Below are 12,290 nucleotides of genomic sequence, written 5' to 3'. Positions count from 1 at the left end.
TGGGCATCGGCGCGTTCGCGGAGAAGACCTTGGTGGCGGCCGGGCAGTGCACCAAGGTGGATCCGGCGGCGGCCCCGGCGGTGGCGGGCCTGCTCGGCTGCGGGGTGATGGCGGGCATCGGCGCGGCGATCAACACCGGCGGGGTGGGCCGGGGCGACAGCGTGGCGGTGATCGGCTGCGGCGGCGTGGGGAGCGCGGCCGTGCTGGGCGCCTCCCTGGCCGGCGCGGCGAGGATCATCGCGGTGGACGTCGACGACCGCAAGCTGGAGTGGGCCAGGGGCTTCGGCGCGACCCACACGGTCAACTCCCGCGAGGCCGACGCGGTGGAGGCGGTCCGGGAGCTGACCGGCGGGTTCGGCGCGGACGTGGTGATCGAGGCGGTCGGCCGCCCGGAGACCTACGAGCAGGCCTTCTACGCCCGCGACCTGGCCGGGACGGTGGTGCTGGTGGGGGTGCCGACCCCGGAGATGACGCTGGAGCTGCCGCTGCTGGACGTCTTCGGCCGCGGCGGCGCGCTGAAGTCGTCGTGGTACGGCGACTGCCTGCCCAGCCGCGACTTCCCCATGCTGATCGACCTGTACCTGCAGGGGCGGCTGAACCTGGACGGGTTCGTCACCGAGACGGTCGGGCTCGGCGACGTCGAGGCCGCGTTCGCCAAGATGCACCGCGGCGAGGTCCTGCGCTCGGTGGTGGTCCTGTGAACGCCGGAACCGTGGACGGCGGTTCCCCGGCGGGTGCCCGCATCGACCGCACCGTCACCTCCGGCACCTTCAGCTTGGACGGCCAGACCTTCGACGTCGACAACAACGTCTGGGTCCTGGGCGACGACACCGAGTGCGTGGTCTTCGACGCCCCGCACGACGTGGCGGCCATTACCGAGCTGATCGCGGGCCGCACGGTCGTCGCGATTCTGGCCACCCACGCCCACGACGACCACGTTCGCGCCGCCCCGGCCCTGGCCGAGGTCACCGGGGCGCCCGTCCTGCTGCACCCGGCCGACCTGCCGCTGTGGCGGTTCACCCACCCCGACCGCGACCCTGACGGGTCTTTGGCAGACGGTCAGGTCATCGAGGTCGCCGGCACCCGGTTGGAGGTCCTGCACACGCCCGGCCACGCCCCCGGCGCCTGCTGCTTCCACGTACCCGAGCTCGGTGCCGTCTTCACCGGTGACACCCTATTCCAAGGCGGTCCGGGCGCCACCGGGCGGTCCTTCTCGGACTTCGGCGTCATCGTCGCCTCGATCCGCGACCGGCTGCTGACGCTGCCGGAGCGCACGGTCGTGCACACCGGGCACGGCGGCTCCACGACGATCGGCGCGGAGGCTCCCCACCTGCAGGAGTGGATCCGCCGAGGACACTGACGACGGCCCTGTGGGTCTCCGCCGTACGACGGAGACCCACAGGAATCTCTCGCAGGAAACGTCCCGCGTCGCCTGGATGATCAGGCGACGCGGGATCGGATCGGACATATCGAGGGCCGCGGCCCGGTCGAGGGTGATCGGCTGCGGCCGGTCAGCCCGCAATGACGACGTGCAGCTCGCGGGGCCCGTGGACACCCTCGACCCGGTCGAGTTCGATGTCGCTGGTAGCCGACGGCCCACTGATCCAGGTGAGAGGGCGGTCCGGAGCGAGCCGGGCCAGGGCTTCGGGGACGATGGCGACCACCTGTTCCGGACGGACAATGCAGATGTGCAGGTCAGGCAGGAGCGTGATGACCCGCCTGCCCTGATCCGCGGAGCCGTCCAACACGATCGTGCCGGTCTCGGCCACGACCACCGCTGCCGCGGTGACCACACCGTCCACGGCCGAGAGGCGGCCGGTGTCCAGGCCGTCGTCCCGCAGCACGTTCACCGAGTCCGGCAGCCACTCAGGCGGCAGGCCCGGCGGTACGACGACGCATGGTAGCCCCGGCACGCCCGCGAGGATCGCGGAGACGACGGCGGCAGCACCGGAGCCGTCAGCATCGCCGTCACCCGCTCGGTGCACATGAGCGCGGTAGTCGGTCAGCCTGTCGACCAGCAGCTCGACCAGGTGCTCATCTGCGGGCGAGGACCGTTTCACGGGGCAGGCGTCGAAGCAGGCCCCGCACAGCGAGGAGGCGTACGGCAGCGAGGCGTTGTCCTCCACCCCGGTCAGCTGCGGGGACAGCACCGCACCGATCGGACCGGGATAGACCGAGCCGTAGGCGTGGCCGCCGGTGCGCTCGTACACCGGGCACACGTTCAGGCAGGCCGAGCAGCGGATGCAATGAAGCGCTTGGCGACCGACCTCGTCGGAGAGGACCGCGCTGCGGCCGTTGTCCAGCAGCACCAGATGGAAGGCCTGCGGTCCGTCGCCGGGGGTGATCCCGGTCCACATGGAGGTGTAGGGGTTCATCCGCTCACCCGTCGAGGCCCGGGGCAGCAGTTGCAGGAACACCTCCAGGTCCTGCCAGGTCGGATGGTAGGTGACCCGGTGCGGGTAGTAGGCGCCCACGTCGGTCACCCCCAGCACGTCCACCAACAGCTCGGACAGCTCGTAGGTGCGCCGCCCGACCTGCCCGGCCTCCTCGGCCAGACGCTCGTCGCCCGCCCGGCGGGCCACCGCCGCGTGCTGGTGCCGTACCGATCCGGCGCACGAGCCCGACGGCGTCACGATCACGTCGTACGGGTCGAACACCCGCACGTGCCGCCGGACCAGCTTCAGCGCCTCGGCCTGGTAGCCGGTGTTGACATGCATCTGCCCGCAGCAGGTCTGCCCGGCGGGGAAGACCACCTCGTGGCCCAGCCGCTCCAGCAGCCGGACCGTGGCCTTGGCCGCCTCCGGGAACAGCATGTCGGCCAGGCAGGTGACGAACAACGCGATGCGCACGGTCAGCCCTCCCCGCCCAGACGCGCCTCGGCCGCCGCCCACGCCCGCGCGTCGCCGCGCGGCTCGTACCGCACGAGATCCTGGGTCTCGCGGACCAGCGCCCGCAGTTCCGGCAGGCCGGGACCGGCGACCCCGGCGGCGCGGGCCTGGACGAGCACGTTGCCGAGCGCGGTGGCCTCCACCGGCCCGGCCACCACGGGCAGGCCGCAGGCGTCGGCGGTCAGCTGGCACAGCAGCGCGTTGCGGGCGCCGCCGCCGACGACGTGCACGGCGTCGACGTGCCGGCCGGACAGCTCCTGCGCCTGCCGTACGGCCCGGCGGTGCGCCAGAGCGAGGCTGTCCAGGACGCACCGCACGACGGCGGCCGGGCTCTCCGGCACGGGCTGGCCGGTGGCGCGGCAGGCGTCGGCGATGCGGGCGGGCATGTCCCCGGGCGGCAGGAACACCGCGTCGTCCACGTCGATCACCGACGCGAACGCGGGCCGGTCGGCGGCCCGGCGCAGCAACTCTGGTAGGTCCGGTTCACCCCAGGCGCGCAGTGACTCCTGCAGCAGCCAGAGCCCCATCACGTTGCGCAGGTAGCGGATCGTGCCGTCGACGCCGGTCTCGTTGGTGAAGTTGGCCCGCCGGCTCGCCTCGCCCAGCACCGGCCGGTTCAGCTCGACGCCGACCAGGGACCAGGTGCCGCAGGAGATGTAGGCGAAGTCCGGCCCGGAGGCGGGCACCGCGACGACGGCCGAGGCGGTGTCGTGCGAGGCGACGGCCACCACGTCCGGTCCGCCGGGCAGTCCGATCTCGGGCCGGCCCCGGCCGATCCGGGTGCCGGGTTCGCGCAGCGGCGCCAGCAGCTCCGGCCGGATACCGGCCTCGGCCATCAGCTCGGTCGCCCAGGCGCGGCGGTTCAGGTCGTACAGCTGGGTGGTGGAGGCGTTGGTGACCTCCGCGCCGACCTCCCCGGTGAGCCAGTAGGCCAGCAGGTCAGGGATGAGCAGCAGCCGGTGGGCGAGTTCGTACTGGGGCGTGCCCACGGCGGAGGCCACCTGGTAGAGGGTGTTGAAGGGCAGGTGCTGCAGGCCCGTGACGCCGTACAGGCGCTCGCGGCCGAGCTCGTCGGCCACCCGGTCGGCGAGGCCGTCGGTGCGGGCGTCGCGGTAGTGCACCGGGTTGCCCAGCAGCGCACCGGAGGCGTCCAGCAGCCCGTAGTCCACCGCCCAGGAGTCGATGCCGACACTGGCGACCGGCCCAGCCGCGCGCAGTCCCCGCAGCATGCCCGCGTACAGCGCCAGGACGTCCCAGTGCAGGGTGGCGCCGACGCGCACCGGTTCGTTGGCGAAACGGTGTGCCTCGGTCAGGTCGAGGTAGCCGGGGCCGAGGCGGCCGACCATGACGCGGCCGCTGGACGCACCGAGGTCGACCGCCGCGAAGGCGCGGTCATCGCGGGCCGCGGGGGAGGAGGGCATCGCCGTCATCGCAGGAACGCCGCGGCGACACCGGCGTCGACCGGGATGTGCAACCCGGTGGTGTGCGACAGCTCCCCGCCGGTCAGCACGAACACGGCGCCTGCGATGTGCTCGGGCAGCACCTCCCGCTTGAGCAGGGTGCGCTGGGCGTAGAACGCGCCGAGCTCTTCCTCGGGTACGCCGTACACGGCCGCGCGCTGTGCGCCCCAGCCGCCGGCGAAGATCCCGGAGCCGCGGACCACGCCGTCGGGGTTGACGCCGTTGACGCGGATGCCGTGCTCACCGAGTTCGGCGGCGAGCAGCCGCACCTGGTGGGCCTGGTCGGCTTTGGCGGCGCCGTAGGCGACGTTGTTCGGGCCGGCGAACAGGGAGTTCTTGCTGGAGATATAGACGATGTCGCCGCCCATGCCCTGCGCGGTCATCACCTTGGCGGTCTCGCGGGAGACCAGGAAGGAGCCCTTGGCCATGACGTCGTGCTGGAGGTCCCAGTCGGCCTCGCTGGTCTCCAGCAGCGGCTTGGAGATCGACAACCCGGCGTTGTTGACCACTAGGTCCACGCCGCCGAATGCCAGCACTGTCGCGCGCACCGCCGCCGAGACCGCGCCGGAGTCGGTGACGTCAGCCGCGACGGCGACCGCCGCGTCGGTGCCACCGATCTCGGCGGCGACCATCGCGGCGGTCTCGGCGTCGCGATCGGCGACCACGACGCATGCGCCCTCAGCCGCCAGCCGGTGGGCGATCGCTCGGCCGATGCCGGACCCACCGCCGGTGACCAGCGCGATCCGGGTGGACAATGCCTTGGGCTTGGGCATGCGGGCGAGTTTGGCCTCCTCCAGCGCCCAGTACTCGATCCGGAACTTCTCCGCCTCGTCGATCGGCGCGTACGCCGAGATCGCCTCGGCGCCGCGCATCACATTGATCGCGTTGACGTAGAACTCGCCCGCCACCCGGGCGGTCTGCTTGTCGGCGCCGAAGGAGAACATGCCCACGCCGGGCACCAGCACGATCGCCGGGTCGGCGCCGCGCATCGGCGGGCTGTCGGGGGTGGCGTGCCGGTCGTAGTAGGCGCGGTAGTCCTCACGGTAGGCGGCGTGCAACTCCTTGACGCGGGCGATCACGTCCTCCAGCGGCGCGGTCGGCGGCAGGTCCACCACCATCGGCCGGACCTTGGTCCGCAGGAAGTGGTCCGGGCAGGAGGTGCCCAGCGCCGCCAACCGGGGGTGCTCGGCGCGGGAGACGAAGTCCAGCACGACATCGGTGTCGGTGTAGTGGCCGACCTGCGGCCGGTCGGTCGAGACCAGGCCGCGCAGGACCGGGAAGAGCGCGGCGGCCCGCTGGCGCCGCTCGGCCTCGGGCAGAGTCTCGTAAGCGACCGGGCCGAACGGCTCGGGGCGGCCGTGCTCGGCGATGTACCGCGCCGCGGTCTCGATGATCTCCAGGGAGTTGCGTTCGCACTCCTGGCTGGTCGCACCCCAGGCGGTGATGCCGTGCCCGCCGAGGATGACGCCGACAGCCTGCGGATTGGCCCGGTGGACGGCGGCGATGTCCAGGCCGAGCTGGAATCCGGGGCGTCGCCAGGGCACCCAGACGACCCGATCACCGAAGATCTCCTTGGTCAGCGCGGGGCCGTCGGCGGCGGTGGCGACGGCGATGCCGGCGTCGGGGTGCAGGTGATCGACGTGCGCGGCGTCCACCAGGCCGTGCATGGCGGTGTCGATGCTGGGGGCGGCGCCGCCCCGGCCGAAGGCGCAGTGGTCGAACGCGGCGACCATCTCGTCCTCGCGTTCCACTCCCGGGTACACCTCGGTCAGCGCGCGCAGCCGGTCCAGCCGCAGTACGGCCAGGCCGGGTTCGGTCAGGGTGCCCAGGTCGCCGCCGGAGCCCTTGACCCAGAGCAACCGGGCCGAAGTCCCGGTGACGGGGTCGACGGTCTCACTCTTGGCGGAGGTGTTACCGCCGGCGTAGTTGGTGTTGCGGGGGTCAGCGCCGAGCCGGTTGCTGCGGGCCAGCAGGTCACGCACTGCGGGGTTGGTCATGGTGGGTCTTCCTGGGAGTTCTCGGAGAGATACTGACGAGGTGGGCGAGTTCGGGCTCAGGCGCCCCAGCCGGCCTGCCGTCCGCCGACGCGTCCGGCGGTGATCTTCTCGAAGTAACCGGAGCGGGCGTAGGCGGCGATCGGGTCGGGATCGAGGTCGAGGTCGGCGCGGAGTTCGGCCAGCAACGGCCGCACGTCGGTGTTGTAGGCGTCCATCAGCACGGCGTTGGCGCCGAGCACGTCACCCGACCGCTGAGCGGCGGTGAGCGATTCGCGGTCCACCAGCAAGGCCTTGGCGGTGGCTTCCTGGACGTTCATCACCGAGCGGATGATCGCGGGGATCTTCGCCTCGATGTTGTGGCACTGGTCGAGCATGAACGCGATGCCGTACTCCGGCCGCAGCGCGTCGGCCCGCACGATCTCGTGCATGATCCTGAAGAGCTGGAACGGGTCGGCCGCGCCGACCATGAGGTCATCGTCGGCGTAGAAGCGGGAGTTGAAGTCGAACGCGCCGAGCCTGCCCTGCCGCAGCAGGAACGCCACGATGAACTCGATGTTGGTTCCCGGCGCGTGGTGGCCGGTGTCGATGACGACCTGGGCCTTGGGGCCAAGCTCCAGGCAGTGGGCGTAAGCGGTGCCCCAGTCGGGCACGTCGGTGGTGTAGAAGGCCGGCTCGAACAGCTTGTACTCCAAGAGCATGCGCTGCTCGGTGCCGAGGCGGTCGTAGACCTCGCGCAGCGCCTCGGCCAGCCGGTCTTGGCGGGCGCGGATGTCATCCTGGCCGGGGTAGTTGGTGCCGTCGGAGAACCACAGCTTCAGGTCGCGCGAGCCGGTGGCGTCCATGATGTCGACGCATTCCAGCAGGTGGTCGACGGCCTTGCGGCGTACGCCAGGATCCGGGTTGGTCACCGAGCCCAGCTTGTAGTCGTCGTCTTGGAAGACGTTGGAGTTGATCGCGCCCAGCGCGACGCCCTGCCCTTCGGCGTAGGAGGCCAGATCGGCGTAGTCGTCCACCTTGTCCCAGGGGATGTGCAGTGCCACGGTCGGGGCCACACCGGTCAAGCGGTGCACCACCGCCGCGTCGGCGATCTTCTCGTACGGGTCCCGCGGCACGCCCTGCTGCGCGAATACCTTGAACCGGGTGCCGGAGTTGGCATACGCCCACGACGGCGTCTCGATCGTCTGCGTTCTCAGCGCCCGCTTGACGTTGTCAAGGGCCGCCTGATCTTGATGACTCATGGTGATGGCTCCGTTTCTCGAGTAGTCGCCCTTGAGCGAATACAAAACGTTTTAAATCCGTGGGGGTTCGGACGGCGGCGATGCCGGAATCAGATCCGATGCCCGACCGGGCGGGTGACTTCGATGACCTGACCGGCAAGGCCCCGTGGCAGGACCGCCGCCCAAGCGCCGTTCCCGACGGCAGCCCGGAACGGCCATCACGCGCTCGCTGCCGTGATGACCGATCCGGCGACCGCCCTCCTCAGTCGTGACGGCCGACCTCGCAGGAGAACTCCAGACCGTGTCCCAGAGGAAAAACCGGATCACGAGTGTCACCCGGGACGTCGGATCGGCTGCGGCGCACCGCCTCCATCGACCGGGGCAGCTCGACGGGAAGCCTGCCGCGCGGCGCGCGGCGGCCGAAGACGACGTCCAGCACGGCCTCATCGCAGGCACCGAAACTCGCCAGCAGCGAGGCCGCAGCGTCAGCGATCTCCGGCAGGACGGCCGGGCGCTCCAGGTGGACGTCGACGACGGTGGGCACCCGGCCGGCCAGGTCCCGCAGCCGGTGGACCACGGCGTCAGGGAAAGCGAGGTCACCCGCGTGGAAGAACGACTCGAACGCGCCGGGCCGTGGCTCGAACGGCGCGGCGAGCCGGACGAGCGCGACCTCGGCCTCCTCCGGAACGGCGACCACCTCGCCGTAAGCCGCGGCCGTGCGGGCGTCGACGCCCTCGCAGTAGATCCTCATCCCCGTCCGCAGCGGCAGCGGGCCGTTCGTCAGCAGGGTGACGGCCTCGCTCTGCGCGCGCAGTCCGGCGGCCCGGAACTCCGATCGGCCGACGATCTCCTCGGCCTCGTCCGGGTCCACGAAACGCCGGTCGAACAGGCCGAGCGTGAACTTCTCCCGGAGCAGGCGGCGCACGGAGCGGTCGATGCGCGTCTCGGGGACGGCGCCGTCGCCGACCAGTGCGACGACGAGCTCGGGGCAGCGCTCCCCGCCGAACTGGTCGACGCCCGCTTCCAGCGCCCGCCGTACCCGCTGCGCGGGGGACAAGTGCTCGACGCCCCAGGCCCGCGCGGGCATCGGCTCGCCGCGGAACGACCCGTCGGTCAGCAGCCCCCAGTCGGTGCACACGATGCCGTCGAAGCCGTACCGCTCCCGGAGCAGCCCGGTGATCAGCTCCTTGTTGAAGGCGAAGGCGACCTCTTCGTACGGCGTGCCGACGGGCACGCCGTACGAGGGCATGACCTGCGAGGCGCCCGCGTCGAGAGCGGCTTCGAACGGCACGAGGTGATGCTCGAAACGGTCGCCGGGGTAGACCTGCTCGCGCCCATGGGAGAAATGCGGATCCTCGCCGTCCTTCTGCGGCCCGCCGCCCGGGAAGTGCTTGACCATGCACGACACGCTCCGCGGCCCGAGGCCGTCACCGTGCAGCCCGCGGATGTAGGCCCGCCCCAGCCCGGCCGCCAGGGCGGCGTCCGCGCCGAAGGTGCCGCTCACGCGGGCCCAGCGCGGCTCGGTGGCCAGGTCGAGTTGCGGGTGCAGGGCCAGGCGGATACCGACGGCGAGGTACTCCCGGCGCACCGTGTCGGCGAACCGCCCGACCAGCTCCTCGTCCCCGATCGCGGCCAGCCCGAGCGGTTCGGGCCACCGGGAGAACGCCCCGGCCGCCGCCGCGATCCCCGGATTGTCGGAGAAAGAGTGGCGGGGGTCGGTGGAGACGGTGACGGGGATGCCGAGCCGGGTGGCGAGCGCCGCCTCCTGGACGCGGTTGTGCCACTCGGCGATCTCCCGCGGGGAGCCGCCGCCGACGAGGTTGAAGTGGTTCATCGACCGCTCGCCGATACGGGCGGCGACCGGTTCGGGGAAGGCGTCGTCCAGCGTGGCCATGTCGTGGAAGAGCAGGCCCGCCTTCTCCTGGAGGGTCATCCGGGCGAGGAGGTCCTCGACGCGTTCGGTGACCGGACGGTGAGGGTCCTGGTACGGCTTGGCGGCTGTCATGCCGGTGCTGTCTCCTGCTCTCGGTGTTCTCGGGGCCGCATCAAGCGCCTTCGGCGACCAGGTCGACGGTGTCGTCCGGCTGCGGGCGCGACGGGCCGAAGAAGCCGGGCCGCTCGGCGACCGGGTCGTCGGCGGCGTCGCGGAAGGCGCACGTGAAACGGTGGTGTCCGGCGCCGACCTCGACCGGCCGGTCGGGCTCTCCGGGCAGGACGACCGTGGCCGTCGCGCCTGCGGGCACGACGACCTCCAGGTCGAGGCGGCCGCCGGCGCGTTCCCAGCGCACCTCCGCCCTGCCGTACGGAGTCCGGTGCGCGGCGGAGGCGTGGCGCAGGCCACCACCGGGCAGCGGGCGCACCAGGATGCGCCGGTACCCCGGGGCGGCGGGGGCCAGACCGGCGACGGTGCGGTGCAGCCAGTCGGCGACCGCGCCCAGAGCGTAGTGGTTGAAGGAGGTCATGTCGCCGGGGTTGACCGAGCCGTCGGGCAGCAGGCTGTCCCAGCGCTCCCAGACCGTCGTCGCGCCCATGGTGACCGGGTAGAGCCAGGAGGGGCACTCGCGCTGCATGAGCAGGTGGTAGGCGTCGTCGGCGGCGCCGGCCTCGACCAGGGCGTCGCAGATGAGCGGGGTGCCGACGAAACCGGTGCCGATCCGGTGACCGCTCTCACGCACCAGCTCAACCAGGCGTCGGCCCGCGCGGGCGCGGCGGCCGTCCCCGGAGATGAGGCCGAACCGCAGGGCGAGCGCGTAGGCGGTTTGTGAATCGCCGACCAGGCGACCGGAGGGCGAGACGTACTCGGTGTCGAAGGCGGCGCACACGCGGTCGGCGAGGTCGTCGTAGCGGCGGTGGTCCTTCTCCTCACCCAGGACGGCGGCGGCCTGGGAGAGCAGGCGGGCCGAGCGGGCCAGGTAGGCGGTGGCGACAAGGGAGCGGTCGGTGCGCGCATCGAAGGGCCGGTCCGGAGGAGCGGCGGGGTCGAGCCAGTCCCCGAGCTGGAAGCCGCTGTCCCACAGGTGGCCGTCACCGGCGCGCTCAGCGCACTGGTCGACCCAGGCCCGCATGCTCGGATACTGCCGGCGCAGCAGCTCCGGGTCGCCGTAGCGCTCGTACAGCGTCCACGGCACGATGACGGCCGCGTCGCCCCAGGCGGCGACGGGCTCGGCCGGGAACAGCAATGGGATCCACGGTACGTAGACCGGGACCGTGCCGAGTTCGGCCTGCTCGGCCGCCAGGTCGGCCAACCAGGAGGCCAGCATGCCCGCGCAGTCGTACAGGAACGTCGCAGTGGGGGCGAAGACCTGGATGTCGCCGGTCCAGCCCAGGCGCTCGTCGCGCTGCGGGCAGTCGGTGGGGATATCGACGAAGTTGCCCCGCATGCTCCACAGCACGTTCTCGTGCAACCGGTCCAGGGTCTCATCTGAACTGTCGAACCAGCCGGTCCGCTCCATACCGGTGTGGCAGACCACGGCATGGATCGCCCCGTGTTCGATCGGTCCCGGCCAGCCGTCGACCTCGGCGTAGCGGAAGCCATGCAGGGTGAAGCGCGGTTCCCACTCCTCGACGCCTTCGCCGCGCAGGGTGTAGGCGTCGACGGAGGATGCGGCGCGCAGCGGCCGAACGCACAGCTCGCCGTCCTCCAGCACCTCGGCGTGGCGCAGGGTGACGGTGCGGCCGGCCTCGCCGCGCACCCGGAGGCGCAGCCGTCCGGCGATGTTCTGCCCGAAGTCGAGGATCGTCTTCCCGGAGGGGGAGCTGACGATCTTCACCGGGTCCCGTTGCTCGATCCGGCGCACGGGAGGCCCGGATGGTGCCACGAGCAGGGCGGGATCGTGCCCCAGCACGCAGACCGGCTGCCAGGCCGAGTCGTCGAAGCCGGGCAGGGACCAGCCGCGCTGCTCCAGCCGGGCGTCGTGGCGTTCGCCTTCGTACAGGCTCGCGGCGGTGACGGGACCCGGTGCGCAGCGCCAGCCTCCGTCGGTGACCACCGTTTCGGAGGTCCCGTCGGCGTAGCGGATCTCCAGCTGGGCGATGAGCGCGGTGCGCTCGCCGTAGATCCGGGTCCGGCCGCCCTCGAAGCCGACCTTGCCGCGGTACCAGCCGTCGGCGAGCCAGGCGCCGACGGCGTTGCCGCCCTCGTGCAGCAGCTCGGTGACGTCGAAGGTCCGGTAGCGCAGCCGGTGGGAGTAGCTGGTCCAGCCCGGGGCGAGCACGTCGTCGCCGACGCGCCGGCCGTTGAGCTCGACCTCGTACAGGCCGTGGGCCGTGACGTACAGGCGGGCCGAGGCGACCGGGCCGCGCAGAGTGAACTCGCGCCGCAGCAGCGGTGCGGGTCCGTCCGGCGCGCCCAGCAGTTCCACCGGCGGCGCGGCCGCCTCCGCCCGCCAGTCGGCCGCCTCCAGCAGGCCCGCCTCCACCCAGGACCAGGGGCTCCAGCCGCTGACCGAGTCGTCATGCCCGTACACGCGCACCCGTGCTCCGCGCCGCTCACGCGAGGTGAGTGCTGTACCTGGCCAGGAGACCAGTACGGACTGCTCGGACTCGATCGGCCCGGTGGCGGTCCCGTCGTCGAGCTCGATCTCATAGGCCCGCTGGGCCCAGCCGGGAAGGTCGGTGCGAACCGTCCACGACAGGCGCGGGACGCTTTCACCGATGCCCAGAGGGTCTCGGTGGTGCTCGTAGCCGGGGGCGGTGACGTTCAGGAAGGTCACGGACGTGGTGCTCCTT

8 protein-coding genes are annotated in these 12,290 nt (G+C 72.1%); 2 read left to right on the top strand and 6 right to left on the bottom strand.

Annotated features, from left to right (window positions below; translation table 11 throughout):
• Both IEZ06_RS25200 and IEZ06_RS25195 read left to right on the top strand, forming a co-directional pair.
• The coding region (locus tag IEZ06_RS25200; protein ID WP_189239150.1) for a zinc-binding dehydrogenase at positions 1-701 on the top strand (701 nt) is incomplete at its 5' end.
• A complete protein-coding gene (locus IEZ06_RS25195; protein ID WP_229798645.1) occupies positions 698-1,360 on the top strand; it encodes an MBL fold metallo-hydrolase in 663 nt (220 codons plus the stop codon). The genes IEZ06_RS25200 and IEZ06_RS25195, both read left to right, overlap by 4 nt.
• A 151-nt stretch (positions 1,361-1,511) precedes the next feature.
• Here IEZ06_RS25195 and IEZ06_RS25190 read toward each other — a convergent pair whose 3' ends face one another.
• From IEZ06_RS25190 to IEZ06_RS25165, 6 genes are all read right to left on the bottom strand, one after another.
• The gene (locus tag IEZ06_RS25190) at positions 1,512-2,849 is read right to left on the bottom strand and encodes an LUD domain-containing protein (protein ID WP_189239149.1); all 1,338 of its coding nucleotides are present in this window, start codon (positions 2,847-2,849) and stop codon (positions 1,512-1,514) included.
• A 2-nt stretch (positions 2,850-2,851) separates the two neighbouring features.
• On the bottom strand, positions 2,852-4,309 hold the full coding sequence (locus IEZ06_RS25185; protein ID WP_189239148.1) for a rhamnulokinase: 1,458 nt from the start codon (positions 4,307-4,309) through the stop codon (positions 2,852-2,854).
• 5 nt (positions 4,310-4,314) lie between these two features.
• Positions 4,315-6,345: a bifunctional aldolase/short-chain dehydrogenase gene (locus IEZ06_RS25180; RefSeq protein ID WP_189239147.1), complete on the bottom strand. Its 2,031-nt coding sequence runs from the start codon at positions 6,343-6,345 to the stop codon at positions 4,315-4,317.
• A 56-nt stretch (positions 6,346-6,401) separates the two neighbouring features.
• Entirely contained in the window at positions 6,402-7,583 is a 1,182-nt protein-coding gene (gene rhaI / locus IEZ06_RS25175) for an L-rhamnose isomerase (RefSeq protein ID WP_189239146.1), read from the bottom strand.
• A gap of 241 nt (positions 7,584-7,824) precedes the next feature.
• Entirely contained in the window at positions 7,825-9,567 is a 1,743-nt protein-coding gene (locus IEZ06_RS25170; RefSeq protein WP_189239145.1) for a glycoside hydrolase family 3 protein, read from the bottom strand.
• Positions 9,568-9,607: 40 nt separating this feature from the next.
• Entirely contained in the window at positions 9,608-12,274 is a 2,667-nt protein-coding gene (locus tag IEZ06_RS25165) for a family 78 glycoside hydrolase catalytic domain (RefSeq protein WP_229798643.1), read from the bottom strand.
• Between the last annotated feature and the right edge of the window lie 16 nt (positions 12,275-12,290).

Origin of the sequence: Planomonospora antibiotica (assembly GCF_014647955.1) — a bacterium.
GTDB classification, from domain to species: domain Bacteria; phylum Actinomycetota; class Actinomycetes; order Streptosporangiales; family Streptosporangiaceae; genus Planomonospora; species Planomonospora parontospora.
The sequence above is the reverse complement of the archived record's forward strand: the minus strand, read 5'-3'. Positions and strand labels throughout refer to the sequence as shown.

What these genes read in the sequence shown, in the direction of transcription:
- IEZ06_RS25180 (WP_189239147.1), bottom strand. Translation starts at nt 6,345, where the DNA reads ATGACCAACCCCGCAGTGCGTGACCTGCTGGCCCGCAGCAACCGGCTC.
- rhaI (WP_189239146.1), bottom strand. Translation starts at nt 7,583, where the DNA reads ATGAGTCATCAAGATCAGGCGGCCCTTGACAACGTCAAGCGGGCGCTG.
- IEZ06_RS25170 (WP_189239145.1), bottom strand. Translation starts at nt 9,567, where the DNA reads ATGACAGCCGCCAAGCCGTACCAGGACCCTCACCGTCCGGTCACCGAA.
- IEZ06_RS25185 (WP_189239148.1), bottom strand. Translation starts at nt 4,309, where the DNA reads ATGCCCTCCTCCCCCGCGGCCCGCGATGACCGCGCCTTCGCGGCGGTC.